At 71.2% G+C, this 25,311-nt stretch carries 22 protein-coding genes and 1 riboswitch; of the genes, 5 read left to right on the plus strand and 17 right to left on the minus strand.

Annotated elements, in window-relative coordinates; genetic code table 11:
* Positions 1–67 precede the first annotated feature (67 nt).
* Positions 68–1,210: a glycosyltransferase family 4 protein gene (locus ACZ6MA_RS01525; RefSeq protein ID WP_469431158.1), complete on the minus strand. Its 1,143-nt coding sequence runs from the start codon at positions 1,208–1,210 to the stop codon at positions 68–70.
* A gap of 216 nt (positions 1,211–1,426) precedes the next feature.
* Between ACZ6MA_RS01525 and ACZ6MA_RS01530 the strand changes: the two genes are divergently transcribed.
* Positions 1,427–2,668 (plus strand): glycosyltransferase 87 family protein, encoded by a 1,242-nt coding sequence (locus ACZ6MA_RS01530; RefSeq protein WP_469430166.1) that lies wholly within the window; start codon positions 1,427–1,429, stop codon positions 2,666–2,668.
* 34 nt (positions 2,669–2,702) lie between these two features.
* Here the strand turns inward: ACZ6MA_RS01530 and ACZ6MA_RS01535 are convergent, their stop codons facing one another.
* The 5 genes from ACZ6MA_RS01535 to ACZ6MA_RS01555 form a co-directional block, all read right to left on the minus strand.
* Complete coding sequence (locus ACZ6MA_RS01535) at positions 2,703–3,965, minus strand: hypothetical protein (RefSeq protein ID WP_469430168.1); 1,263 nt, start codon at positions 3,963–3,965, stop codon at positions 2,703–2,705.
* Positions 3,966–4,006: 41 nt separating this feature from the next.
* On the minus strand, positions 4,007–5,065 hold the full coding sequence (locus ACZ6MA_RS01540) for a C40 family peptidase (protein WP_469430169.1): 1,059 nt from the start codon (positions 5,063–5,065) through the stop codon (positions 4,007–4,009).
* Between the two features lie 323 nt (positions 5,066–5,388).
* Positions 5,389–6,453: a C40 family peptidase gene (locus ACZ6MA_RS01545; RefSeq protein WP_469430170.1), complete on the minus strand. Its 1,065-nt coding sequence runs from the start codon at positions 6,451–6,453 to the stop codon at positions 5,389–5,391.
* A gap of 217 nt (positions 6,454–6,670) precedes the next feature.
* On the minus strand, positions 6,671–8,038 hold the full coding sequence (locus tag ACZ6MA_RS01550) for an NYN domain-containing protein (protein ID WP_469430172.1): 1,368 nt from the start codon (positions 8,036–8,038) through the stop codon (positions 6,671–6,673).
* A 19-nt stretch (positions 8,039–8,057) separates the two neighbouring features.
* Complete coding sequence (locus ACZ6MA_RS01555; RefSeq protein WP_469430173.1) at positions 8,058–8,297, minus strand: hypothetical protein; 240 nt, start codon at positions 8,295–8,297, stop codon at positions 8,058–8,060.
* A gap of 180 nt (positions 8,298–8,477) precedes the next feature.
* On the opposite strand from ACZ6MA_RS01555, the gene ACZ6MA_RS01560 reads away from it, so the two are divergent.
* Positions 8,478–9,275 (plus strand): rhomboid family intramembrane serine protease, encoded by a 798-nt coding sequence (locus tag ACZ6MA_RS01560; protein ID WP_469430175.1) that lies wholly within the window; start codon positions 8,478–8,480, stop codon positions 9,273–9,275.
* Complete coding sequence (locus ACZ6MA_RS01565; RefSeq protein WP_130877377.1) at positions 9,272–9,553, plus strand: Lrp/AsnC family transcriptional regulator; 282 nt, start codon at positions 9,272–9,274, stop codon at positions 9,551–9,553. Before ACZ6MA_RS01560 ends, ACZ6MA_RS01565 begins: the two co-directional genes overlap by 4 nt.
* Before the next feature lie 111 nt (positions 9,554–9,664).
* Here the strand turns inward: ACZ6MA_RS01565 and ACZ6MA_RS01570 are convergent, their stop codons facing one another.
* From ACZ6MA_RS01570 to ctaE, 6 genes are all read right to left on the minus strand, one after another.
* Positions 9,665–11,056: an aminotransferase class V-fold PLP-dependent enzyme gene (locus tag ACZ6MA_RS01570; RefSeq protein WP_469430177.1), complete on the minus strand. Its 1,392-nt coding sequence runs from the start codon at positions 11,054–11,056 to the stop codon at positions 9,665–9,667.
* A 185-nt stretch (positions 11,057–11,241) separates the two neighbouring features.
* A riboswitch (SAM riboswitch) is annotated at positions 11,242–11,358 on the minus strand.
* A 189-nt stretch (positions 11,359–11,547) separates the two neighbouring features.
* Positions 11,548–12,612 carry an anthranilate phosphoribosyltransferase gene (gene trpD / locus ACZ6MA_RS01575; RefSeq protein WP_469430179.1) on the minus strand — a complete coding sequence of 355 codons (1,065 nt, stop codon included), beginning with the start codon at positions 12,610–12,612 and terminating at the stop codon, positions 11,548–11,550.
* 151 nt (positions 12,613–12,763) lie between these two features.
* A complete protein-coding gene (qcrB, locus tag ACZ6MA_RS01580; RefSeq protein WP_469430180.1) occupies positions 12,764–14,389 on the minus strand; it encodes a cytochrome bc1 complex cytochrome b subunit in 1,626 nt (541 codons plus the stop codon).
* A complete protein-coding gene (gene qcrA / locus ACZ6MA_RS01585; RefSeq protein ID WP_469430181.1) occupies positions 14,386–15,441 on the minus strand; it encodes a cytochrome bc1 complex Rieske iron-sulfur subunit in 1,056 nt (351 codons plus the stop codon). Before qcrA ends, qcrB begins: the two co-directional genes overlap by 4 nt.
* Positions 15,438–16,247, minus strand: a complete 810-nt coding sequence (gene qcrC / locus ACZ6MA_RS01590; protein WP_469430182.1) for a cytochrome bc1 complex diheme cytochrome c subunit — start codon at positions 16,245–16,247, stop codon at positions 15,438–15,440. The genes qcrA and qcrC overlap by 4 nt, the downstream gene beginning before the upstream one ends.
* Before the next feature lie 63 nt (positions 16,248–16,310).
* Complete coding sequence (gene ctaE, locus ACZ6MA_RS01595; RefSeq protein ID WP_469430184.1) at positions 16,311–16,931, minus strand: aa3-type cytochrome oxidase subunit III; 621 nt, start codon at positions 16,929–16,931, stop codon at positions 16,311–16,313.
* A gap of 319 nt (positions 16,932–17,250) precedes the next feature.
* Here ctaE and ACZ6MA_RS01600 point away from each other — a divergent pair, with 319 nt between their 5' ends.
* Positions 17,251–17,652, plus strand: a complete 402-nt coding sequence (locus ACZ6MA_RS01600; protein ID WP_469430186.1) for a response regulator transcription factor — start codon at positions 17,251–17,253, stop codon at positions 17,650–17,652.
* Positions 17,653–17,752: 100 nt separating this feature from the next.
* On the opposite strand, the gene ACZ6MA_RS01605 is transcribed toward ACZ6MA_RS01600, so the two are convergent.
* The 4 genes from ACZ6MA_RS01605 to ctaC form a co-directional block, all read right to left on the minus strand.
* A complete protein-coding gene (locus ACZ6MA_RS01605) occupies positions 17,753–19,000 on the minus strand; it encodes a L,D-transpeptidase (protein WP_469430188.1) in 1,248 nt (415 codons plus the stop codon).
* A 150-nt stretch (positions 19,001–19,150) separates the two neighbouring features.
* A complete protein-coding gene (locus tag ACZ6MA_RS01610) occupies positions 19,151–19,549 on the minus strand; it encodes a cytochrome c oxidase subunit 4 (protein ID WP_469430190.1) in 399 nt (132 codons plus the stop codon).
* Positions 19,546–21,276, minus strand: a complete 1,731-nt coding sequence (ctaD, locus tag ACZ6MA_RS01615) for an aa3-type cytochrome oxidase subunit I (protein WP_469430192.1) — start codon at positions 21,274–21,276, stop codon at positions 19,546–19,548. Before ctaD ends, ACZ6MA_RS01610 begins: the two co-directional genes overlap by 4 nt.
* The gene (ctaC, locus tag ACZ6MA_RS01620) at positions 21,273–22,244 is read right to left on the minus strand and encodes an aa3-type cytochrome oxidase subunit II (RefSeq protein ID WP_469430194.1); all 972 of its coding nucleotides are present in this window, start codon (positions 22,242–22,244) and stop codon (positions 21,273–21,275) included. Before ctaC ends, ctaD begins: the two co-directional genes overlap by 4 nt.
* A 499-nt stretch (positions 22,245–22,743) precedes the next feature.
* Between ctaC and ACZ6MA_RS01625 the strand changes: the two genes are divergently transcribed.
* Complete coding sequence (locus ACZ6MA_RS01625; protein ID WP_469430196.1) at positions 22,744–24,147, plus strand: aminotransferase class V-fold PLP-dependent enzyme; 1,404 nt, start codon at positions 22,744–22,746, stop codon at positions 24,145–24,147.
* A 152-nt stretch (positions 24,148–24,299) separates the two neighbouring features.
* Here the strand turns inward: ACZ6MA_RS01625 and ACZ6MA_RS01630 are convergent, their stop codons facing one another.
* Positions 24,300–25,274: a carbohydrate kinase family protein gene (locus ACZ6MA_RS01630; RefSeq protein WP_469430197.1), complete on the minus strand. Its 975-nt coding sequence runs from the start codon at positions 25,272–25,274 to the stop codon at positions 24,300–24,302.
* Between the last annotated feature and the right edge of the window lie 37 nt (positions 25,275–25,311).

The raw sequence follows: 25,311 nt of genomic DNA on the forward strand, positions 1-25,311 counted from the left end.
CTGCGCTGTGTCCTCAATCGCCGGACGGGCTTGCTTTATCAAGCCCGTCCGGCGATTGAGGACATTTTTAAAGCAGTTTCCGTAGGCGGTCAGCCAAGAGGTCCCAGCTCCACCGCTCCGCCACCCACGCGCGGCCCCGCTCGCCCATGCGACGGCGGAGTCCGGGGTCCCGGAGCAGGGTGACGATCCGGTCGGCGGACTCCTCGGCGGAGCCGCCCCGCACCACGTACCCCGTCTCGCCGTCCAGGACGGCGTCCGGGGCGCCGCCGGAGTCGCCCGCGACCACCGGGAGCCCGGTCGCCGACGCCTCCAGGTAGACGATGCCGAGCCCCTCGACGTCCAGCCCGCCGCGGCGGGTGCGGCAGGGCATGGCGAAGACGTCGCCGGCGCCGTAGTGGGCGGGCAGTTCCTCCCAGGGGACGGGCCCGGTGAAGCGGACCGCGTGGGCGACGCCGGTGCGCTCGGCGAGCGCCCGCAGCTCCTTCTCGTACGGGCCGCCGCCGACGATCAGCAGCACCGCGTCCGGGACCGCGGCGAGGATCCGCGGCATCGCCTGGACGAGGGTGTCCTGGCCCTTGCGCGGGACGAGCCGGGAGACGCACACCACGACGGGGCGGTCGGCGAGCCCGAGCCGGGCGCGTACCCCGGCACCGCCCGAGGCCGGGTGGAAGGTCTTCTCGTCCACCCCGGGCGGCAGCCGCACCATCCGTGCGGCCGCCTCGGGGGTCAGCGCGGCGGCGATCCGGGACCGGGTGTACTCCCCCAGATAGGTGATCGTGTCCGTGCCCTCGCCGATCCGGCGCAGCAGTTGCCGGGCGGCGGGCAGCTGGGCCCAGCCCGCCTCGTGGCCGTGGGTGGTGGCGACCAGCCGCCGGGCCCCGGCGCGGCGCAGCGCGGGTGCCATGAGCCCCAGCGGCGCGGCGGCACCGAACCACACGGAGGTGCAGCCGTGTTCGCGCAGCAGCGCGGTGGCACGGCGCGTGACCCGGGGGGTGGGCAGCAGCATCGTGGTGCGGTCACGGACGACCTCGAAGGGCTGCTCGGCGTCGAAGCGGGCGGTGGCCTCGGCGCCCTCCCGGCCGCGCTTCCACGTCGAGGCGTAGACGACGACGTCCGCCGGGTCCAGACGCAGCGCCATGTTGTGCAGGAATGCCTGGATGCCGCCGGGCCGGGGCGGGAAGTCATTGGTGACGATCAAGGTCTTGTGCACGGGGGTCTTTCGGCTGGGGGTGGCTCGGCCGGTGGCCTTGGGCCGTGACATCGCCGCCGACAGTACCGGGTGCGATCGGGCGGCAACCGCGCCGCGTCCCGCCACGTCACCGCGCGCGGGCCGTCCCGACCGGCATCATGCCTTGGAGTGACGGAGCGGGTAGGGCCGTGCGTGGACCGTGAACCGTGCGTGGACCGTGAGTGGACGAGGTGAATCATGGCGGGCACTGGCTTGCGGCTCTCGATCGTGGCGTGGGCCGTCACCCGGGCCGTTCTGCTGCTGTGTGTGTTCCGGGTGTGGGTGCTGCCCGGATCGGACGTCGCGATCGACATCGAGGTGATCTACCACGGCTGGTACGAGGTGCTGCGGACGGGCGTCTTCCCGCTGAACGACGTGACCTGGCAGTACCCGCCGGCCGCGGCGCTGGCCGTGCTCTCCCCCGGGCTGCTGCCGTTCCTCGACTACGCCCCGGCGTTCTTCCTGATGTGCTTCCTGGCGGACGCGCTGGTCTTCGCGATGCTGCTCCACACTGTGCGGGGCGGCAGGCGCAGCCGGGCGGGGGTGTGGGTCTGGGTCGTCGGGGTGCCGCTGCTGGGCCCGATCGTCTACGCCCGCTACGACGTGATGGTGACGGCGGTGTCCGTCGCGGCGCTGCTGGCCGCCGCGCGCCCGGCCGGGGCCCGGCTCTCGGGGGTGCTCGCCGGGTTCGGGGCGCTGCTGAAGGTCTGGCCGGTGCTGCTGCTCGTCGGCACCCCGCGCGGCCGCCGCTCCCGTACCGCCTGGGGTGCCGCGCTGGTCACGGCGCTGGTGCTGGGGCTGCTGTTCGCCGTGGCGATGCCGGGGGCGCTGGCGTTCCTGACCTTCCAGCGCGATCGGGGCACGGAGATCGAGTCGCTGGGGTCGCTGGTGTTCCATCTGGGGCGGCACTTCGGGTGGGAGGGCCACGCGCGGCTGCACTACGGCTCGGTGGAGTTCCTCGGCCCGTACGTCCGTACGATGAGCCGGCTGGCGCTGGGGCTGAGCGTGCTGGCCTTCGGGTGGCTGCTGCTGTGGCGGGTGCGCGCGCGGCGCTTCACGGCGTGCACGCCCTTCGACGCGGCCTTCGCCGCCGTGCTGCTGTTCACCACCACCAGCCGGGTGATCAGCCCGCAGTATCTGATCTGGCTGGTCGGTCTGGCGGCGGTGTGCATGACGATGCGCACGACCCGGCAAGGGCTGCCCGTCGCCCTGGTGCTGCTGGCGGCGCCGCTGACCCAGCTGGAGTTCCCCCTCTGGTTCGCCCACGTCGTGGCCAGCGACAAGCTGGGCGTGACGACGCTGACGCTGCGCAATCTGCTGCTGGTGGTGGCGACCTTCCTCTCATGGTCCCGGCTGTGGCGGGAGACGGTGACCGAGGCGGGGCCGGCCGGCACCCCGGAACCGCCCGCCGAGCGCTCGTCGGCGCTGGTCGCCAAGTGACGCGGCGTCCTCCCACAGGGGGCGCGGCCGGGCGTCAGCCGAGCGCGGCCTCCATATAGGCCCGCCAGCGTGCGGTGAAGTCGCCGACGCCCACGCCGAGCACATCGCGCAGGGCGGCCTCGACGGCGCCCGGCCGCCGGCTGTGCCCGCCCACCGCCCGGTAGAAGGCGACGAGCTTCGCCTCGCCCCACTCGTCGGCGATCATGCGGCAGGCCAGCCAGCCCTCCTCGTACGCCCGGGCCAGCCGCCCGGACTCGCCCGCGAAGCCGAACTCCGCGTCCTCGGGGAGCCGCCGGGGCAGCTCGCCGCGGGTGACGGCGCGGGCCAGCTCGGGGGCGGCCTGGCGCGGGGTGCGGTCGGTGTCACGGTAGGCGGCCCAGTCGGCGAAGCCCTCGGAGAGCCACAGCGGGGTGGCCGGGGAGGTCAAGGCACGGGTGGCGACGTGGGCGGTCTCGTGGGTGAGCACGACGCGGCGGCCGAATTCACCGAGCACGCCGTACGCCTCGGGGTTGACGATGACGCGGTCGGCCGGGGCGGCGCCGGCGCCACCGACCTCTCCGGTGGTCACCGCCGCGATGCCCCGGTAGCCGGAGGCGGGCGAGCCCAGCAGGGCCGCCATGGTGTCCAGCGAGGCCGGCATCTCGACGACCACCCGTCCCGCCCACTTCCCGCGCCAGGCCGCGCCCACGGCGGGCACCGCGCGGTCGGCGAGGGCCGCGACGGCCCGCAGCCGGGCCCGGTCCTGGCCGACGCCCAGGACGAGGCTGTGCTCGCCGCGCACGACCGTGACCGTGCCCTGCTCCCACAGCTGCCGGCCACCGCCCCGGTCGTCCTGGGCGGCCACGTACCACCGGCCGTCGCGCTCGACGAGCGTCAGCCGCGCGGGGGCCGTGACGGGCGCGGTGTCGTAGCCGGCGATCCGGTAGCGCAGTTCGGCCTCGACGGCGACGCGGTGGCCGTCGCCGGGCGCGGGGGCGAACCCCCCGGTCCGCACCACCCGGTAGTCGTAGGCGGCGAGCGGCACTTCCTCGATCCGCGCGAACACCCGCCGCCGGGTGGCGCGGTAGTCGGTCGCCCGGGGGTCGACGGCGGCCAGGAAGGCGGCCTCGTCACGGCCGCGCAGCGCCTGGGCCCACCGGTCCAGCAGGCGCTGTACCGCCCGGTCGTCGGCGTCGGGGCCCGCCGCGGAGCCCATCGCCCCGCAGCCGGTCAGGGCCTGGAGCCCGAGCAGGGCCGCCGCCAGGCCGCACGCCACGCGTCTTCCGCCCCACCGCTGTCGCCCTGTCACGTCCCGCATCGTACGAGCCGCCGGGCGGGTGGCAGGGGTTCAGGGCGTGCTCATGGCCGGGTGACGGAGGAAATCGGCATCATGTTGGCCGGGTCGTAGCGGACCCGGGCGCCGGGGTAGGGGGCGTGCACGACCTGACCGTTGCCCACGTACATGGCCACATGGCTGGCGTCGGCCCGGTAGATCACCAGGTCGCCGGGCTGGGCCTCCGCCAGTGAGACGTGCCGCCCGGCGTTGCGCTGTGCCTGTGAGGTGCGCGGCAGGCCCACGCCCGCGCGCCCGTAGGCCCACTGCGTGAGGCCCGAGCAGTCGAAGGCGCTCGGGCCGGTGGCGCCCCAGGCGTACGGGGAGCCGACCGCGGAGCGCGCGGCCATGGCGGCAGCGGCCCCCCGGGAGGAGGTGGGGGCGAGGTTCGGCAGCGCGGCGGCGAGGATGCCGTCGTCGCGGTCGGAGCGGGAGGGGCGGCCGTACTCCTCCCGCTCCGCGGTGGGCAGGGAGTTCAGCAGCCTGCGTGCCGTGGCGAGCTTCCGCTCGACCTCCTGCTTGTGCCGGACGACGGCCCGGCGGCCGTCCTCGAGGTCCGCGAGGATCCGGGCCGCCTCCGCCCGCTCCTGGCGCAGTTCGCGCTGCGCGCCCGTCAGGACCCTTAGCTGGTCGGCCTGCCGGCCGGTGACCCGGTCGAGGGTGGCGGCCCGTTCCAGGTAGCCGTCGGGGTCGGAGGACAGCAGCAGCGCGATGGCCGGGTCCATGGCGCCGCCGGTGCGGTACTGCGCGGTGGCGATCATGCCGAGGGCGGACCGCAGCCGGTTGACCCGCTCCTGGCCGCGCGCCACCCGGTCGGCGGCCCGCTCCACCCGCTCGCGCAGGCTGTCGGCGCGCTCGTCGGCCGCGTTGAACTTCTCGGTGGCCCGTTCCGCTTCCTCGTAGAGCCGGTCGACCCGCGCCTTCACCGTTCCCGAGGCCCGGGCGTCGTCCACGGGTTCGCCGGGCCGGGCGTCCGCGGGGGCCGCCGACAGGGCGGCGGCCGCGGTGGCCATGGCGGCGGACAGGACGGTGACGCGGACGGACCGGTGGAGACCGGTCGGCGCGGGACGGCGATGGAACGCCACGGGAAGCCGCACTCCCTTTCACTGTGTGCGGTCCCTGCCGCCCGGGTCGGGCGTACGACAGCGGGGCACCGCGCGCCAGACAGTAGCGGCGTGATCACCCCGGGTTCAAAGACCGGCCGGGGCGGGAAACCCGACGCCCCGCCGGAGACGCAGGTCACCGGCGGGGCGTGGAGTCAGCGAAGGGTTCCGGGATTCATCCGAAAGGGCGGTGTGTCGCTCAGGCCCGTCGCGGAGGACGGGCCGGGGACATACCCGGGGTGCGGATGGGGCTGATGAAAACCGCCCACCCGCCCGAGGGGCGGCCGGAAGTCCGGCGGAGGGCGTCAGCCGACGCGCACCCCGAACTGGAAGGGCATGTTGCCCATGGCCTCGTAGCGCACGTTGGCGCCCGGCTTCGGGGCGTGCAGCACCTGGCCGTTGCCCGCGTACAGGCCGACGTGGTGCAGATCGCCGTAGAAGATCACCAGGTCGCCCGGCTTGAGGGAGCCCTGGTCGTAGATGCGGGTACCGGCGTTCGCCTGGTCCTGCGACATCCGGGGCAGGGTGACACCCGCCTGCGCGTAGGCCCAGGAGGTCAGCCCGGAGCAGTCGAAGGAGCTGGGGCCGGTCGCGCCCCAGACGTAGGGGGAGCCGATCTTGCTCTGTGCGGCACCGAGCGCGCCGCCGGCGCGCTGCGACTCGGGTACGGGCTTGCCCGCGCCACCCGGGTCCGTGCGGCTGCCGCCGGAGCGGTCGGCGCGGTCGGCATCCTTGCCGTCCTGGGCCTTGTCCGCGCCCGTGACCTCGGCCTTCTCCTTGGCCGTGAGGGTGTTGAGGAGTTCCTGGGCGTCCGCGAGCTTGCCCTGGATCTCCTTCTTCTTGTCCCCCAGCGCCTTGCGCGTGGACTCCAGGTCGGCGAGCTTGTCGGCGGCCTCCTGGCGTTCCTGCTTCAGGGTGCGCTGCTTGCCGGCTATCTGACGGAGCGTCTCCGCCTGCTTGCCGGTGATCTGGTCGAGGGTGGAGGCCCGCTCCAGGTAGCTGTCGGGGTCGGAGGACAGCAGCAGCTGCAGGGAGGGGTCGATGCTGCCGGTGCGGTACTGCGCGGTGGCCATCGAACCCAGGCTGTTGCGGAGCTTGTTCAGCTCCTCCTGGCCGCGGGCGACCTTGTCCTGGAGGTCGTTGACCTGCTTGTCCAGCTTGTCCTGCTTCTCCTTGGCCCCGTTGTACTTCTCGGTGGCCTGCTCGGCTTCCTCGTAGAGCTTGTCGACCTTCGACTTGACGTCCTGCTTGGACGCCTGCGGATCGGCGTGCGCGGCCTGGGCCGAGAGGGCGACGGCCGCGGCGGCGGTCGCGGTGAGCACGGTCACCCGGGTGCGGCCCGGCTGCTTGGGTCGACGGTGGGACGCCACGGAGACGAGCTCCTTTTCCTGGGGGCCGCCTACCGCGCAGGATCCGCGGGCACGGCGGGACCTTCGCCGTCACCCCGAATGGATGAACAACCGCGCGAAGGTTCGAGGCCCGACCTTAGTGACCTACCGGTATTCCGTTCAAACTCTGAGGCAAAAAATTCCGGCCGCCGCCACATCTTTTACGCACACGCCACGGTAGGTGACGGCCGCCCCACCCTCAGGTACGCGCAAGTCGCTTGAGCAGCAAGGCCGATGCGACCGGCCGCGCGCCCGCCTTGGCGACCCCGTCGGCCACCTCCCGGTCCGTGGAGACCACGACCACCGGGCGGCCCGGCGGCTCGGCCCGCACCAACTGCCGGATCAGCTCGTCGGCCGTCACCCCGGCCTTGCTGAACAGCACCCGCACCCCGCGCGGCGGCGCGAGCAGCACCGGCGCGGCCAGCTCGGCGCCGTCGAAGACACACGTCATCTCCGCACCCGTCTGCGCGGCCAGCATCGCGAGCCCGCCGAGCAGCCGCAGCCGCTGCTTGTCCAGCGGCATCGTCGGATAGCCGGTCTTGGTGACGTTGTAGCCGTCGACCACCAAATGCGCCTGCGGCAGCGCCAGCAGCTGGTCCAGCAACGCCGGATCGGTCTCCGACAGCGCGCGGTTGGCGATGTCCTTGGGCGTCATCCGGCCCGGCTCCACCGCGTCCACCGTGTCCGCCGGGCGCACGGACGCCGGCGGCAGGGCCAGCTCGCGCCGCAGCCCCTGCGCCGCGTCCAGGACGGTGTCGAGCAGCAGCCGCAGCCGCATGTCCTCCACGCTGCGCCCCTCGCGCACCGCACGGCGGCTCGACTCCAGCGCCGACTCGGCCTCCGCCAGCCGCGCCTTGAGCCGCCGCGCCTCGCCCAGGGCCGCCGCCTTCTCGGCCGCGGCACCCGACCGCACACTCTCCAGCTCGGCCTGCGCCTTGCGCAGCGCCGCCTCACCGCGCCGCACGTCGCTGACCGCGCTGCGCAGCTTGCGCTGCGCGGCCTCGGCCTCCTTGCGCACCGTGTCCAGCTCCGCGCGGGCCCGGTCGGCCTCCGTACGGGCCTCGGCGCGCAAGGAGGCCAGCTCCTCGCGCAGCTGCCGCAATTCGCGCTGCGCCTCCAGGCCGGCCCGCTCGGCACCGGCCCGCTGGGCCTCCTCGCCGGCCGCGGTGACCAGCTTGACCCAGCCGAGCGGCCGCAGCACATAGGCCATGGCCGCCACGTCCTCCGGGTCCGCGGCCGCCGGCGGGGACCCGGCGTCCAGCGCCTCGGCCAGCTCGGACCCGCTCTCGCGCAGCCGGGCGGAGATGCGCTGCCGGAAGACGGCGTCGTTCTCCACCGCGGCGGCCATGGCGTTGCCCGCGAACTTGGCCCGCCTGCTCGGCGTGAACCGGGCGTACTGCCGTAGCTGAGGGGGCAGTTCGGCGACCGTCAGCCCACCGAACGCCTCCGCGACGAGCCCGACGACCCGCCGCCTGATCCCCTCGGGCAACGGGCGGTCGAGCACCTCGGCGACACCGTCGGCCCCGTCGGCCTCACCGGCCGCCTCGCCGCCTGTGTGCTCCACCACCGTTCAACGCTCCCGTTCTTCAGGCGCCCGCACCCGGCCGGTCCACCAGCTCGATCTGGTCGACCGCGTTGCACCAACGGCAACGCACGGACTCGATGGTCTCACTGACCACCTCGCGCTCTTCCACGTTCGGCTCTCCCGCCAGGTCGAGGTGGACGTATTCGACGGCCTTGGTCGAACGGGTCACGTCGAACCGGGTGAGGTTGCCGCACAGCGTGCAGCGCCACCGGGTCCCGGCTGTCGGCTGGGGAACGCCCATCGTGTCGTCCGTCCTCGTCGTCTGCTGCCGCGGCCCCCGGCGGGCCGCGGCGTCGAACCGCGGGAGTGTCTTCCCCGTAACCCTACGGCCTGCCGGTCTCCCGACGCGGTGCGCAGGCCCGGGCGGCCCGCCCGGCGAGGCGCTCTGGGCAGGTTGCGTACGGTACGCAATGATCTGACCATGATCGGAAAGGTAGTACGTCCCGGGAAGCCGGCCCTCCCCGGCCCCTCGGACGGTGCCCCCGCGACCCGCGTGCCGACCCCCGTGATGACGTACGCCCTCCTCGGCATCTGCTGCGTCGTCTTCCTCCTCGGACCCGCCTCGGGCTTCAACACCACCTACGGCACCGGTGCCGAGCTGATCGCCGCGCAGACCTCCTACTTCGAGCGCTGGGGCGTGGTGCCCGAGGAGCTGTGGCTCGGCCCGCCGGTGGAGCTGTGCACCCCGTTCACCGCCCTCTTCGTGCACGGCAACTGGCTGCACCTGCTGGGGAACATGCTCTTCCTCTATGTCTTCGGCGCGATGACGGAGGAGCGGCTGGGCCGGATCGCCTTCACCCTCCTCTACCTCGCCACCGGCTATCTGGCGCTGCTCGGCTACGCGGCCGTGCACGCCCATTCCGCCCAGACGCTCGTCGGCGCGTCCGGGGCGATCTCCGGGGTGCTCGGTGCGTTCCTCTATCTCTTCCCCAAGGCCCGTGTCACCAGCCTCTTCCCGTTCCTCTTCTTTCTGCCGCTGCGGTTTCCGGCGTGGGCCGTGCTGCTCTTCTGGTTCGCGTTGCAGTGGCTCGCCGCGCGCACGGCGGGCGACCGCCCCGGGGTCGCCTATCTGGCCCACGTCATGGGCTTCTGCCTCGGCTTCCTCTGCGCGTGGGCCCGTTGCCGACCTGCGGATAGAGTGAAGACCGCAGCCAGGTCCCACGCGGAGTCGCCCGCTCCCGGGGGCGACCCCGGGACCCCCGATAGGAGCCAGCCGTGATCACTTCGATCGTGCTCATCAAGACCGACGTGGACCGGATTCCCGAGATCGCCGAGAAGATCGCCGCGCTGGAGGGCGTCAGCGAGGTCTACTCGGTCACCGGCGCGCACGACCTCATCGCCATGGTCCGGGTGGCCCGCCACGACGACCTCGCGGACGTCATCCCCGGCCGCATCAGCAAGGTCCCCGGCGTGGCCTCGACGGAGACGCACATTGCGTTCCGCACGTACTCCAGCCACGACCTGGAAGCGGCCTTCGCGATCGGCCTCGACTCGTAGCGGTTGTCCTCAATCGCCGGACGGGCTTGATATGGCCGAGCTCAGCCATATCAAGCCCGTCCGGCGATTGAGGACCGGGGTCCGGGGCGGAGCCCCGGTCAGGAGCCCCGGCTAAACGGGCACGCAGCGTCCGGCATCCGTCCGGTAGGACCACCGCGCGCCGTCCCGGACCAGTTCCCCCACCGCCGTCAGGAACCGTTCGACGTGCTCGTCCGGCGTGCCCGCGCCGAAGCTGACGCGGAGGGCGTTGAGCGAGGTGCCCTCGTCGGGGGCACCGCACTCGCCGGGCTCACCGGGCTCGTCGCCCAGCAGCGTCCGCACCAGCGGGTGGGCGCAGAAGAGGCCGTCGCGGACCCCGATGCCGTACTCGGCGGAGAGCGCCGCGGCGAAGTGTGAGCTGTTCCAGCCCTCCACGACGAAGGAGATGACGCCCACGCGCGGGGCGTCGTCGCCGAACAGCGAGAGCACCCTGACCCCGGGCACCTCCGCGAGGCCCGCCCGCACGGTCCGCACGAGCCGCTGCTCGCGCTCGACGAGCCGCTCGAAACCCGCCTCCGTGAGCGCCTTGCAGGCCGCGGCGATGGCGTAGACCCCGATGACGTTGGGCGAGCCCGCCTCGTGCCGGGCGGCACTGTCGTGCCACTCGACGTCGATCCCGCCCCCGTCGCGCCGGGCGACCTTGCGGCTCGCTCCGCCGCCCGCCAGATAGGGCTCGCCGGCCCGGAGCCAGTCCGCGCGTCCGGCCAGGACTCCTGCGCCGAACGGCGCGTACAGCTTGTGCCCGGAGAAGGCGACCCAGTCGACGTCCAGCTCCGTGATGTCCACGGGGTGGTGGGGGGCCAGTTGCGCGGCGTCCAGCACGATGCGGGCGCCGTGCGCGTGCGCCGCGGCCGCCAGCTCCCGCACCGGCCACAGCTCGCCGGTCACATTGGACGCGCCGGTCACGCAGACCAGGGCCGGGCCGTACGGTTCGCGGGCGGCGAGGGCCGCCTCCAGCGTCCGGACCGCCTGGCCCGGGGTGCGCGGCGCGTCGAGGTAGCCGACCTCGACGTCCTCGCGCCGCTCCCACGGCAGCAGCGACGCGTGGTGCTCGGTCTCGAAGACGAAGACCCGGGTGCCGGCCGGGACCACGCTCGCGAGCAGGTTCAGCGAGTCGGTGGTGGAGCGGGTGAAGACGACCTGGTCGGCCGGGCGGCAGCCGAGGAAGGCGGCGACGTCGGCGCGGCTGCTCTCGAACAGGTCGGTGGACAGCTGCGAGAGGTAACCGGCCCCGCGGTGCACGCTTCCGTAGTACGGCGCGTAGGCCGCGACGTCGTCCCACACCCGCCGCAGCGCCGGGGCGCTGGCCGCGTAGTCGAGTGCCGCGTAGGGCACTTCGCCCCCGGTGACGAGCGGCACCCGGACGTCCTCGCCGAGGACCGGCAGGGGGCCGTCGGCGAGCGAGGCGTCGGGACGGGAGGCACCGGCGAGCGAGGCGGTGGCGGTGGCAGGGCATGCGGACATGGCGAATTCTCCTGAGAACAGGGGGGTTTGCGGATACGCACGCGGGAAGACACCACCGGCGTGCGGAAAACCGAACCCGGACGCGCGACGGGGCGCGCCGAGTTCACGGGAAACGGGCCGTAGGCCCTATCGCATTCGCTGCATCACGGAAGAAGCTCCCTCGACGACCAGGATCCCTGGCGAGGGATCCGCGCTTGCCGCGGACGTCTTGTCCGCGACCCGGTCATCACCCGGGGCACCCCGCCACGGAAGGAGGGTTGCCGGACAGCGGGCCGGGGCCTATGTCGCTGTCACTCGTGACCTGGCGAAGATTATGGCACAACCGATCACCTGGCGGTATGGGTGTCCGCATGGCGGATGGGCGCACCACCGCTGCGCGGCGGTGTCCTCAATCGCCGGACGGGCTTGCTTTTCAAGCCCGTCCGGCGATTGAGGACGCGCCCGCAGGGCGCCAAGCCGCCGCAGGCGGCACAGACGGACCGCCGGCCAGGCTAGCGGTTGCTCGCCGCGACCCACCGCTCCAGCGCCCGCTTCGCCGCGCCCGAGTCGATCGACTCCGCGGCCTTCGCCAGGCCCGCCGTGATCTGTTCCGTCAGCGGGGCACCGGTCGGCTCCAGGGCGACCAGCGCCGCCGCCGAGTTGAGCAGCACCGCGTCCCGTACCGGGCCGGTCTCGCCGTCCAGCAGCCGACGGGCGACATCGGCGTTGTACGAGGCGTCCGCGCCGCGCAGCGCCTCCACGGGTACCAGGCCGATGCCCACGTCCCGCGGGTCGAAGGGCTCGCGGCGCACCGTGCCGCCGCCGACGATCCACACCTGCGAGGTCGCGGTGGTGGTCAGCTCGTCCAGTCCGTCGTCGCCGCGGAAGACGAGCGCGGAGGCGCCTCGTTCGGCGAGGACGCCGGCCAGGATCGGGGCCATCCGGGCGTCGGCGACGCCGGTCGCCTGGGCCCGCACCCGTGCGGGGTTGGTCAGCGGGCCGAGCACGTTGAAGGTGGTGCGGATGCCCAACTCGCGGCGGGCTGGCGCCACATGACGCAGCGCGGGGTGGAACTTCACCGCGAAGCAGAAGGTGATCCCGGCCTCCTCGGCGACCTCCACCACCCGGCGCGGAGTGAGGTCCAGATTGACGCCCAGCTTCTCCAGCACGTCCGAGGCGCCGCTGGCCGAGGAGGCGGCGCGGTTGCCGTGCTTGACGACCTTCGCACCGGCGCCGGCCACGACGATCGCCGACATGGTGGAGATATTGACGGTCTTGGCGCCGTCGCCGCCGGTGCCGACGATGTCCACGCTCGGGCCGGGCACCTCGATGAGGTTGGCGTGGGCGTACATGGTCCGCACGAGACCGGAGATCTCGGCGACCGTCTCGCCCTTGGCGCGCAGCGCGACGGCGAAGCCGGCGATCTGCGCGTCCGTCGCCTCGCCGCGCATGATCCGGTCCATGGCCCAGGCGGTGTCGTCCGCGCTCAGGTCCACACCGTCGAGGAGGGCGTCGAGGACACCCGGCCAGGTGCGGGCCGTCGCGCTGTCGCCGCCTGCCGGGGTCGCAACGTTCATGGTCCACGCTCCTGGTGGTCGAATCCGTGATGCCGCGGTGTTCGCGGTGTTCGCGGGTCCAGCCTATCCAGGACCGGGGACGGCGAAGAGCCCCGTCCAGCGCATGGACGGGGCTCTTGCCGTGGCGATCAGTGATCGGATCCGAGGGGGATCAGTGGTGGCCGTGGCCGCTGGTGATCTCCTCGTACTCCTCCGCGGTGGCCTTGGGGATGTGCGTCCCCTCGCCGTAGAAGCCCTTCGAGAGCTTCACCCGGAGCTTCTGCGAGGCGCTCAGCTTGCGCTTCACACCGTTCTCGTCGACCTCGGGGCCGAGCTCGAGCGGCTTGGGCTGCTCGTGCGCGGTGAGGGTGTGCAGGGCCTCCTGCGACAGCGGCTCGTGGACCTCGACGAACTCGCCGTGCGGCAGGCGCTTGATGATGCCCGACTCACGTCCGTGCAGCACCTTGTCCCGGTCGCGGCGCTGGAGACCCATGCAGATCCGTCGCGTGGCGATGAAGGTCAGGACCGGCACCACGAAGAAGCCGACCCGGACGAACCAGGTGATGGCGTTGATCGAGAGGTGGAAGTGGGTGGCCCACAGGTCGTTTCCACCACCGATCAGCAGCACGAAGTACACCGCGATCCAGGCGGCACCGAACGCGGTGCGCGTCGGGGCGTTGCGCGGCCGGTCCAGCAGGTGGTGCTCCCGCTTGTCGCCGGTCACCCAGGACTCGATGAAGGGGTAGACCGCGATGGCCACGAGGACCAGCGGGAAGATCATCAGCGGGATGAGCACACCCAGGACCAGTGTGTGGCCCCACAGGTTGATCTCCCAGCCCGGCATGACACGGATCAGGCCCTCGGAGAAGCCCATGTACCAGTCGGGCTGCGCACCGGTGGACACCTGGTCCGGCCGGTAGGGGCCGATCGCCCAGATCGGGTTGATCGTCGCGATGGCGGAGACCGCCGCGATCACACCGAAGACCAGGAAGAAGAAGCCTCCGGCCTTGGCCATGTAGACCGGCAGCAGCGGCATGCCGACCACGTTCTTGTTCGTCCGGCCGGGGCCGGGGAACTGGGTGTGCTTGTGGAAGAACACCAGGATCAGGTGCGCCACCAGCAGACCGAGCATGATGCCCGGCAGCAGCAGGACGTGGATGGAGAAGAACCGCGGCACGAAGTCCGAGCCGGGGAACTCGCCGCCGAACAGGAAGAACGAGATGTACGTACCGATGATCGGCACGGACAGGATCGCGCCCTCCATGAAGCGGACGCCGGTGCCCGAGAGCAGGTCGTCCGGCAGGGAGTAGCCGGTGAAGCCGGTGAACATGCCCAGCACGAACAGCAGGAAGCCGAACAGCCAGTTGACCTCACGCGGCTTGCGGAAGGCACCCGTGAAGAAGACGCGCATCATGTGCACGAACATCGCCGCGAGGAAGATCAGCGCGCCCCAGTGGTGGATCTGCCGGATCAGCAGACCGCCGCGGACGTCGAAGCTGATGTTGACCGTCGACTGGAACGCCTCGGACATCCGCATGCCCTGCATGGGGACGTACGAGCCGTGGTAGACGACCTCGTTCATGCTCGGGTGGAAGAACAGCGTCAGATACACACCCGTGAGGATGATGATGATGAAGCTGTAGAGCGCGACCTCACCCAGCATGAAGGACCAGTGGTCCGGGAAGATCTTGCGCATGTTGGCCTTGGCCAGGCCGTAGATGCCCAGTCGGCCATCGGCCCAGTCGGCCATCCGCTCACCGGCGGGTGCCTTGCGCTGGTTGTCAGCTGTAGTACTCATCCGCGCTCCCAGTAGGCAGGACCGACGGGCTCGGCGAAGTCGCCCATGGCCTCAAGGTAGCCCTTGTCGTTGACCTTGATCCGCAGCTGCGGAAGCGCGTGACCGGCCGGGCCGAAGATCACTCGTCCACCGTCGGCGAGGTCGAAGGTCGACTGGTGGCACGGGCAGAGCACGTGGTGCGTCTGCTGCTCGTACAGGCTGATCGGGCAGCCGACGTGCGTGCAGATCTTGGAGAACGCGACGATGCCGTCGGCCGACCAGTCGAGTTCCCGCTTGTCCTTGATGTTCTCCGGGCGGAGCCGGACGATCATCAGGGCAGCCTTGGCGATCTCCTTCTGGAAGTCGTGGTCCTCCTCCTTCATGCCCTCGGGCATGGCGAAGGTGAGGGACCCGACCTGGATGTCCTCGGGGCGCAGCGGCTGGTTCGTGTTCTGGTTGATCAGCATCTTGCCCGCGGACCAGGCGGTCTTGCGGAGCTTGGTGCCCGGCAGCGGACCGAGGTCGCGCAGCAGCATCACACCGGAGAGCGGCACCAGGGCCAGCGCGCCGAACATGGTGTTGCGGATCAGCTTGCGGCGGCCGAACGTCGACTCTTCGGCGCCCTGCTTGAAGTCGGCCAGAACCTTGGCCTTGACCTCGGGCTCGGCGGCGATGGGGTGCCGCTCGTCGGCGTGCTCGACGTCCGACATCAGGGTGCGGGCCCAGTGGACCGCGCCCGCGCCGATGCAGAACAGCGCCACGCCGAGGGTCATGCCCAGGGCGAAGTTCAGCGCGCTGATGTGACCGATCGGGAAGATGTAGACGATCTTGTCGACCGGCAGGGTCACGTACGAGGCGATGAAGCCGACGGTGGCCAGCATCGACAGGACGAACAGGAACGCGACCACGCGCTCGGAGCGCTTGGCGGCCCGCTCGTCGATGTCCTGGATGCGGTGCTCGTGCGGCGGCAGGCCCGGGTCGGCGAACGGGTCGCCCGCGACGGCTACGGCGGTGGCGTGCGCGTCGCCCTGCGTGCTCGGCAGGTTCTCTTCTGGAATGTCTTGGCTACTCATGACTTCTTGGCCTTAGCGGTGTGGGCCGCGACCCAGATGGCGACGGCGATCATCGCACCCAGACCGAAGATCCACGCGAACAGGCCCTCACTGACGGGGCCGAGCCCACCCAGTTCGAGGCCGCCCGGGCTCTCCGACTTGCTGCTGTTGACCGTGTCGAGGTACGCGATGATGTCCTTCTTGTTCTTCTCCGTCATCGTGGTGTCGGGGAAGGAAGGCATGTTCTGCGGGCCGGTCTGCATGGCCTCGTAGATGTGCTTCGGGTCGACATCGTCGAGCGGCGGGGCGAACTTGCCGTTCGAGAGAGCGCCACCCTTGCCGGTGAAGTTGTGGCACTGGGCGCAGTTCGTACGGAAGAGCTCCCCACCCTTGGCGATGTCCGCGCCGTCCGGGCTGTACTGGCTCTTGGACGGAACCGAGGGACCGGCGCCGAGCGAAGCGATGTACGCGGCGAGCTGGTCGATCTCGGCCTGCGAGTAGACCGCCTTCTTCTTGGGCGCCTGGGCGCCCTGCTGCTGCAGCGGCATACGGCCGGTGGCGACCTGGAAGTCGACAGCCGCGGCACCCACGCCGACCAGACTCGGGCCGTCGGTGGTGCCCTGACCGCCGGTGCCGTGGCAGCTTGCGCAGCCCACGGAGTAGAGCTTCTTGCCCTCCTCGATGGCAAGGGACTGGGCGGTGTCATCGGCCTTGGCCGTGTCCGCGGGCGCGAACGCGGCGTACAGCCCCCCAGTTACCGCCAGCGCGAAGAGTAGGACGACGACCGCCGCCAGCGGATGGCGTCGTCGTGCGGAGAGCTTTTTCACGGATTACCCCGGTGTCAGGATCTTCTGCGTCGATGCTGGACTGTTGGTCCGGTGCGGGACCGTTTACTTGATCAAGTAGATCGTGGCGAAGAGCCCGATCCAGACCACGTCGACGAAGTGCCAGTAGTAGGACACGACGATGGCCGCCGTCGCCTGGTGGTGGGTGAACCTCTTGGCCGCGTACGTCCTGCCCAGGACCAGCAGGAAGGCGATGAGACCGCCCGTCACATGCAGTCCGTGGAAGCCGGTCGTCAGGTAGAAGGCCGAGCCGTACGGGTCGGAGGAGAGCGAGAGCCCGTCCTTCTTGACCAGTTCGGTGTACTCGAACACCTGGCCGCCGATGAAGATGGCACCCATCACGAAGGTGACCACGAACCAGGTGCGCAACTTCTTCACGTCGCCACGCTCGGCCGCGAAGACACCGAGCTGGCAGGTGAGGGAGGAGAGCACCAGGATCGTGGTGTTGGTCGCCGAGAACGGAAGGTTCAGGCTGTCCGCCATTTCCTTCCAGTGGTCGGTGCCCATCACCGATCGCAGGGTGAAGTACATCGCGAAGAGGGCCGCGAAGAACATCAGCTCGGAACTCAGCCAGATGATGGTTCCGACGCTGGTGAGGTTCGGTCGGTTGACCGAGGGGTGCGCGTGCCCGGTATCTACTGCTGTTGCTGTCGCCACGACCGACATTATGTCGGTCGCTTATCTCGCGCTCACTCCGGGGGGTGCCGTTCGGTGTGTCAAGGGCGTATGCCCTGCTCGTACGGCCCATTGCCGGCGTCCCCCAAAGGGGGGAAGCAGACGTTCCACAGGGCTCCACGACCCCCGTCGCGACCGGTGCTGACGGCGTGTCCGGCCGATCTTCCACGATACCGACCCCTCCTCCGGCGCGGCGCTCGCGGAGTAGCATCCGCTGGGCGGCGCCCGTTCCCGTGAATCCGCCCGCACGCGTGTCCGCACTTCCGTTCACGAGCCTGTTCTCACGACTGTTCACGAGCCTGGAGGAACGATGCAGCCGACTGCCACGGTGCTGGTCTACAGCGACGACGCGGGCACCCGGGAGCAGGTGCGGCTGGCCGCCGGACGGCGTCCCGCGGCCGATGTGCCGCCGGTGGAGTACGTGGAGTGCGCGACCCTGCCGGCCGTCCTGAAGACCCTGGCGGAGCGCCGCGTCGACGTGTGCGTGCTGGACGGCGAGACGGCCCCCGCCGGCGGCATGGGCGTCTGCCGGCAGCTCAAGGACGAGATCTTCCGCTGCCCGCCCGTCCTGCTGCTCATCGGGCGGGCGCAGGACGCCTGGCTGGCCACCTGGAGCCGGGCGGACGCCGTGGTGACGCATCCGGTGGACCCGGTGGCGTTCGCCGGCGCGCTGGCCGGGCTGCTGCGCGCGAAACCGGCCGTGGAGGTCTGACGGGCGCGGGCCCGGCCGGCACGGGCCCGGCGGCGCCCCCGGGGCGCCCGGCGGGCCGTTGTGCCCGGGCGGGGGCGCCGGGGCCCGCCGGGGGGTCCGGCTACACCCTCGGTCGCAGGCGGGCCGCATCGGCGGGGCTGCTCCCGTCGCGCTTCCCGGCGACGAGGGCACTGCCCCGGCGCCATGTCTCCCAGGGCATGTTCCAGTCGCCGAAGCCGTTGTCGAACGGCGTCATGGTCTCCCCCGCGCTGCCGACGACCTTCACGATGTCGCCGACCTTGACGGTGTCGAAGAACCACTTGGCGTTGTCCGTGCTCATGCCCGTGCAGCCGTGGCTGACGTTGTCCGCCCCCTGCGAGCCCACGGACCAGGGAGCGGCGTGCACGTACTCGCCGCTCCAGGTGACCCGGGTGGCCCAGTAGACCGGCAGGTCGTAGGAGTCCGAGCTGCCCTCGGAGATGCCGATGCTGGTGCCGCGCATCCGTACGAAGGATTCCCTGCCGAGGATCACCTTGACCCCGTTGCGGGTGGCGTAGCCGGGCTTGCCGGTGGTCACCGGGATGGTCCGGATCTGCTGGCCGTTGCGCAGCACGGTCATGTAGTGCGCGCTCGCGTCCGTGACGGCCTCGACGCGGTCGCCGGTGGTGATCCGCAGGGGCGCGGAGGGGCCGCCGTAGAGGCCGCCGCCCACCTTGATGCCGTCCAGGTTGGAGCGCACGTCGATGGTGGCGTGGGCGGGCCAGTACTCGCGCGGACGGTAGTGCAGCGTCCGGTTGTCCACCCAGTGCCAGGCGCCCTCGACGGCCGGGGTGGAGTCGACGCGCAGGGTGCGCTCCACGACGGCCCGGGCGGCCGGGTCCTCGACGGGGGCGCTGAGTTCCGCGGTGATGGGCTGTCCGACGCCGTAGGTGCCCTTCTGCGGGCCGAAGGCGACGCGCAGCAGCCGGTCGGCCGCGCTGGTGTCGAAACCGAGCGTCCGGCGCCCTTGGGCCCCGTCCTCGTCCTCCACGCTGACGCGCACCGTGTAGTGCGCGCCGGCGGCCAGCGCGCCGGTGCTGTGCCAGCGGGAACCGTCGGCCGCCAGCTCGCCCTTGACGTACCGTCCGGCGGCGTCCGTCGCGGTGACGTCGGTGATTTTGTCTCCGTGCTCGGCCCGTACTTCCAGGGGCTTGCCCGGATCGGCGGGCTTGCCTTCCCGCGCGCTGGTGAGGGCCACGTTCCGGGTGGCGTCGTAGGGCTTGGCGGCCAGTGGGTTGGACGAGCCGCCGCACGCGGCGGCCCCCAGCGCCACGGGAACCACCAGCAGGGCGCGGGCGAGCACCGTGCGGCGTCGAGGTGAGTGGCTCATGGTCCCCACCGTAGGGAGGAACGCGGGGCCCGGCTCGCGGGACGGCTCCGAACGGGTGGAAAGACGGGCGAGGGGCGGCAAGGGGGAAACACGTCGGGCCCCGCACACCCGAGGGTGTGCGGGGCCCGATCGCCGACGGCCGCGGTGAACCTACTGGTTCTGGTCCGCGCCGCGGTAGAACTCGAACACCCAGCCGAAGAGACCGATCATGATGATCGGCGCTCCGAAGAACATCAGCCACCAGCCGAAGATGACGCCCATGAAGGCGATGGCGCCACCGATGGCCAGGGACAGCGGCTGCCAGCTGTGCGGGGCGAAGAAGCCCAGCTCACCGGCGTCGTCGGCGACGTCCGCGTCCTTGTCGTCCTGGGCGCCGGTGTCCACCCGGCGCGCGGTGAACGCCAGGTAGTAACCGATCATGATGCTCAGACCGAAGGACAGGAACAGTGCCGTGGTGCCGACCGGCTCCTTCGACCACACGCCATAGACGACCGCCATGGCGAGGATGAAGACGGCGAGCCAGATGAACATCCGGCCTTGGATCTTCACTTGCCGGCCTCCTTGCCACCCGCGAGGGCCTTGTCATCCGCGGAGAGGTTCTCTTCGAGCTCGAGAGCCGCGATCTCCGGGTGGTGCAGGTCGAACGCCGGGGATTCGGACCGGATCCGCGGCAGGGTGATGAAGTTGTGCCGCGGCGGCGGGCAGGACGTCGCCCACTCCAGCGAACGGCCGTAACCCCACGGGTCGTCGACCTCCACCTTCTTGCCGTACTTCGCGGTCTTCCACACGTTGTACATGAAGGGCAGCATCGACAGACCGAGCAGGAACGAGCTGATCGTCGAGATGGTGTTCAGCAGGGTGAAGCCGTCGGCCGCGAGGTAGTCCGCGTAACGACGCGGCATGCCCTCGGCACCCAGCCAGTGCTGCACCAGGAACGTGCCGTGGAAGCCCACGAACAGCGTCCAGAAGGTGATCTTGCCCAGTCGCTCGTCAAGCATCTTGCCCGTGAACTTCGGCCACCAGAAGTGGAAGCCGGAGAACATCGCGAACACCACGGTGCCGAAGATGACGTAGTGGAAGTGCGCGACCACGAAGTACGAGTCGGAGACGTGGAAGTCCATCGGGGGCGAGGCGAGGATGACGCCGGTCAGACCACCGAAGGTGAAGGTGATCAGGAAGCCGACGGCCCACAGCATCGGGGTCTCGAAGGACAGCGAGCCCTTCCACATGGTGCCGATCCAGTTGAAGAACTTCACACCGGTCGGGACCGCGATCAGGAAGGTCATGAAGGAGAAGAAGGGCAACAGCACGCCACCGGTGACGTACATGTGGTGCGCCCAGACCGTCACCGACAGACCGGCGATCGAGATCGTCGCCGCGATCAGACCGATGTAACCGAACATCGGCTTCCGGGAGAAGACCGGAATGACCTCGGAGATGATGCCGAAGAACGGCAGCGCGATGATGTAGACCTCGGGGTGACCGAAGAACCAGAAGAGGTGCTGCCAGAGCAGGACTCCGCCGTTGGCCGGACTGAAGATCTGCGCCCCGAACTTACGGTCCGCCTCCAGGGCGAACAGCGCGGCGGCGAGCACCGGGAAGGCCAGCAGGACCAGGACACCGGTCAGCAGGACGTTCCAGGTGAAGATCGGCATGCGGAACATCGTCATGCCGGGCGCGCGCATGCAGATGATCGTGGTGATGAAGTTGACCGAACCGAGGATCGTGCCGAAGCCGGAGAAGGCCAGACCCATGATCCACATGTCGGCGCCGACACCCGGCGAGTGCACCGCGTCGGACAGCGGCGCGTAGGCGAACCAGCCGAAGTCGGCCGCACCCTGCGGGGTGAGGAAGCCGCCCACCGCGATCAGCGAGCCGAAGAGGTACAGCCAGTAGGCGAACATGTTCAGCCGCGGGAACGCCACGTCGGGCGCGCCGATCTGCAGCGGCATGATCCAGTTCGCGAATCCGGCGAACAGCGGCGTCGCGAACATCAGCAGCATGATCGTGCCGTGCATCGTGAACGCCTGGTTGAACTGCTCGTTCGACATGATCTGCGTGCCGGGACGGGCGAGTTCGGCGCGCATGAGGAGCGCCATCACGCCGCCGATGCAGAAGAACGCGAACGACGTGACCAGGTACATCGTGCCGATCGTCTTGTGGTCAGTGGTGGTGAGCCACTTGATCACCTGATTACCGGGCTGCTTCTGGCGTACGGGCGGTGCTGCCGTGGCTGTCGCGGCGGCGGCACCCTGGGGTTCGTTGAGGATGCTCACTGGTTCTTGGTCTCCGCGTTCTTCGCGTGAGGGGTCTGCGCGATGCCCGCCGGCTGGTAACCGGTCTGGCCCTTCTTCGCCAGTTCCTCCAGGTGCGCCTTGTAGCGCTCCGGGGAGACGACCTTGACGTTGAAGAGCATGCGGGAGTGGTCCTGGCCGCACAGCTCGGCGCACTTGCCCAGGAAGGTGCCCTCCTTGTTCGGGGTCACCGTGAAGCTGTTGGTGTGCCCCGGGAGAACGTCCTGCTTCATCAGGAACGGCACCACCCAGAAGGAGTGGGAGACGTCCCGCGAGGTCAGGATGAACTGGACCGTCTCACCCTTGGGCAGCCACAGCGTGGGGCCCGGGTTGTGAGTCTGCGGGTTCCGGTCACCGGGGGTACCGACGTCGTTGACGCCCTCGGCGCCGGCCGGTGCCTTCGCCAGGAACCGGTCGGGGATCGCGTCCAGGTCCTTGTTCTGGCGGAGCGGCTTCGCCGGGGTGGCGGCGTTGCCGTCGACGTTCTCCATGTAGTTGAACGCCCAGCTCCACTGGAAACCGACCACGTTGATGACGTGCTTAGGCTTCGCGGGGTTGGTCAGGAGCTTGTTCTCATCGCGCGCGGTGAAGTAGAAGAGCACCGACACGATGATGATCGGGACCACGGTGTACAGCGCCTCGATGGGCATGTTGTACCGGGTCTGCGGGGGAACCTCGACCTTGCTCCGGCTGCGCCGGTGGAAGATGACGCTCCAGATGATCAGGCCCCACACCAGTACGCCGACCGCGAGGGCGGCGGCCCAGGAGCCCTGCCACAGGGAGAGGATCCGCGGCGCCTCTTCCGTGACGGGAGTGGGCATTCCGAGGCGGGGGAAGTCCTTCGATGTGCAACCGGTGGCGGTCGCAAGGACAGCGCCCGCGGCCAGCGCCTGCAGCAGCTTCCGCCGCACCGGGCGCCGCGACGAGCGGTCGGAGCCGTTGGGACTCACGTAGCGCCTTCCCGAGAGTCTCGCCCGCGCGGCCGGCTGCGGCCGTCTCGGGTCGGTCGCCGGCCCGTGCGGGCAGGGGTTTGGATGTTTATGCGGACCAAACCCTACTGGACGCTATTTGGGGTCGCGCGGGGAGGGTGCCCAACGCGCCGGGTCACACCCCGAAGGGATGGAATTAGCGGCTCCGTGGGCCATCTGGAGGACCGTCAGACGGCCGCGACCTGCGGCTGCGCCGCCGATGTGGCAGGTGGCGGAGCCTGTGCCTCCGGCGGTCGGCGACTCTCGCCTGGCCGACGTCTTCTTCGGCCTGCGGCCCGTCTTGGCCGCCTGCGGCGGCGGGCGCCTCTTGCCTGGGCGGCGGCTCCTTCGACCTGCGGCCCGCCTCGCCGCCTGCGGCGGCACGGCGCCCTGCGGGCGCGTCCTCAATCGCCGGACGGGCTCGAATTGAGCCCGTCCGGCGATTGAGGACAGAGCACAGCTGGGCGTTAGCGTTCCACACGTGCCCTACTTCGATACCGCGTCCGCCGCTCCGTTGCATCCCGTCGCCCGTCAGGCGCTGCTCGCCGCCCTCGACGAGGGCTGGGCCGATCCGGCGCGCCTCTACCGCGAGGGCCGCCGGGCCCGGCTGTTGCTGGACGCCGCGCGCGAGGCCGCGGCGGAGGCCGTGGGGTGCCGGGCCGACGAACTCGTCTTCACCCCATCGGGTACCCGCGCATTGCACGACGGGATCGCCGGCGCGCTCGCGGGCCGTCGGCGCGTCGGCCGGCATCTGGCGGTGTCCGCCGTCGAACACTCCGCCGTCCTGCAGAGCGCGGCGGCCCTCCGGTCGGCGGGCGGTGCCGTCACCGAGGTCCCGGTGGACCGTACCGGCCGCGTCGAGCCCGGCGCGTTCGCGGCGGCCCTGCGCCCCGACACCGCACTGGCCGCCTTGCAGTCGGCCAACCACGAAGTGGGCACCGAGCAGCCGGTGGCCGCGGTGGCCGAGGCCTGCCGGGAGGCACGAGTGCCGCTGCTCGTGGATGCCGCCCAGTCGCTCGGCTGGGGGCCGGTCGCCGAAGGCTGGTCGCTGCTGACGGCGAGCGCGCACAAGTGGGGCGGCCCGTCGGGGGTGGGTCTGCTGGCCGTGCGCAAGGGCGTGCGGTTCGCCGCCCGGGGCCCGGAGGACGAGCGGGAGTCGGGCCGGGCCCCCGGTTTCCCGAACCTGCCCGCCATCGTGGCGGCGGCCGCGTCGCTACGGGCCGTACGGCAGGAGGCGGCGGCCGAAGGGGCCCGGCTGCGGGGGCTGGTGGACCGGATCCGGGAGCGGGTGCCGCACCTCGTACCGGATGTGGAGGTGGTCGGCGACCCGGTGCGCCGACTGCCGCATCTGGTCACCTTCTCGTGTCTGTATGTCGACGGTGAGGCCCTGCTGCACGCTCTGGACCGGTCCGGGTTCTCCGTCTCCTCCGGCTCCTCCTGCACCTCCAGCACCCTGGTGCCGAGCCATGTGCTGAGGGCGATGGGAGTGCTGTCGGAGGGCAACATCCGGGTGTCGCTGCCGACGGGCACGACGGACGAGGACGTCGAACGCTTCCTGGCGGTGCTGCCCCGGGCGGTGTCGTCCGTACGGGAGCAGCTGGGGGCACCGACGGGCGGCACGGCGGCCCCGGCCACCACGGCGGCCCCGGCCGGCGGCGAGGCGGAGCTGATGCTCGACGCGCTCGGCAAGCGGTGCCCGATCCCGGTGATCGAGCTGGCGAAGGTCATCGGCGAGGTGCCGGTGGGCGGCCTGGTGACGGTGCTGTCCGACGACGAGGCGGCCCGGCTGGACATCCCGGCGTGGTGCGAGATGCGGGGCCAGGAGTATGTGGGCGAGCGTCCGGCTGAGCGGGGGGCGGCTTACGCCGTCCGTAGGCGGGTTTAGGGCGCGTTCGACGCTCTTCGGCCGCGGGCCGTCGTTGCCGCCTGCGGCGGCGAGCGCCCTGCGGGCGCGTCCTCAATCGCCGGACGGGCTGGTTTCGGCTGACCTCAGCCAATAGCAGCCCGTCCGGCGATTGAGGACACCGCCGGTCGGACCTAGGCCAGGCGAGCCTTGACCTCGGCGGCGGCAGCCTCACCGTACGCCTTGGCGAAGCGGTCCATGAAGTGGCCGCGGCGCAGCTCGTACTCCTGGGTGCCGAGGGTCTCGATGACGAGCGTCGCGAGCATGCAGCCCAGCTGCGCGGCGCGTTCGAGGGAGAGTTCCCAGGTCACACCGGCGAGGAAGCCCGCGCGGAAGGCGTCGCCGACGCCCGTGGGGTCGACCTTGGCCTCTTCCTGCGCGCAGCCGACCTCGATGGCCGGCTCGCCGGCGCGCTCGATCCGGACGCCGCGCGCGCCGAGGGTGGTGACCCGGGTGCCGACCTTGGCGAGGATCTCGTTGTCCGTCCAGCCCGTCTTGGACTCGATCAGGGCCTTCTCGTACTCGTTGGTGAACAGGTACGTGGCGCCCTCGATCAGCAGGCGGATGTCCTCGCCCTCCAGCCGGGCGAGCTGCTGGGAGGGGTCGGCCGCGAAGGGGATGGCACGGGTACGGCACTCCTCGGTGTGGCGCAGCATCGCCTCGGGGTCGTCGGCGCCGATCAGGACGAGGTCGAGCCCGCCGACCCGCTCGGCGACCGGGTGCAGCTCGATCTGGCGGGCCTCGCTCATCGCGCCGGTGTAGAACGACGCGATCTGGTTGTGGTCGGTGTCCGTGGTGCAGACGAAGCGGGCCGTGTGCAGGACCTCGGAGATCCGCACCGACGCGGTGTCGACGCCGTGCCGGTCGAGCCACGCGCGGTACTCGGCGAAGTCCTGGCCGGCGGCGCCGACCAGCACCGGGCGCAGACCGAGCACGCCCATGCCGAAGCAGATGTTGGGGCCGACGCCGCCCCGGCGGACGTCGAGTTCGTCGACGAGGAAGGAGAGCGAGACGGTGTGCAGCTGGTCCGCCACGAGCTGATCGGCGAAGCGGCCGGGGAACGTCATCAGGTGGTCGGTGGCGATGGAGCCGGTGACTGCGATACGCACGGCTGGTCTGCTCCCTGCGGGGCGAGGTGACATAAGG

The sequence above is a fragment of the Streptomyces sp. NPDC042259 genome, assembly GCF_055582085.1.

What these genes read in the sequence shown, in the direction of transcription:
- ACZ6MA_RS01530 (WP_469430166.1), top strand. Translation starts at nt 1,427, where the DNA reads ATGGCGGGCACTGGCTTGCGGCTCTCGATCGTGGCGTGGGCCGTCACC.
- ACZ6MA_RS01535 (WP_469430168.1), bottom strand. Translation starts at nt 3,965, where the DNA reads ATGCGGGACGTGACAGGGCGACAGCGGTGGGGCGGAAGACGCGTGGCG.
- ACZ6MA_RS01555 (WP_469430173.1), bottom strand. Translation starts at nt 8,297, where the DNA reads ATGGGCGTTCCCCAGCCGACAGCCGGGACCCGGTGGCGCTGCACGCTG.
- ACZ6MA_RS01560 (WP_469430175.1), top strand. Translation starts at nt 8,478, where the DNA reads ATGATCGGAAAGGTAGTACGTCCCGGGAAGCCGGCCCTCCCCGGCCCC.
- ACZ6MA_RS01570 (WP_469430177.1), bottom strand. Translation starts at nt 11,056, where the DNA reads ATGTCCGCATGCCCTGCCACCGCCACCGCCTCGCTCGCCGGTGCCTCC.
- trpD (WP_469430179.1), bottom strand. Translation starts at nt 12,612, where the DNA reads ATGAACGTTGCGACCCCGGCAGGCGGCGACAGCGCGACGGCCCGCACC.
- qcrB (WP_469430180.1), bottom strand. Translation starts at nt 14,389, where the DNA reads ATGAGTACTACAGCTGACAACCAGCGCAAGGCACCCGCCGGTGAGCGG.
- qcrA (WP_469430181.1), bottom strand. Translation starts at nt 15,441, where the DNA reads ATGAGTAGCCAAGACATTCCAGAAGAGAACCTGCCGAGCACGCAGGGC.
- ctaE (WP_469430184.1), bottom strand. Translation starts at nt 16,931, where the DNA reads ATGTCGGTCGTGGCGACAGCAACAGCAGTAGATACCGGGCACGCGCAC.
- ACZ6MA_RS01600 (WP_469430186.1), top strand. Translation starts at nt 17,251, where the DNA reads ATGCAGCCGACTGCCACGGTGCTGGTCTACAGCGACGACGCGGGCACC.
- ACZ6MA_RS01605 (WP_469430188.1), bottom strand. Translation starts at nt 19,000, where the DNA reads ATGAGCCACTCACCTCGACGCCGCACGGTGCTCGCCCGCGCCCTGCTG.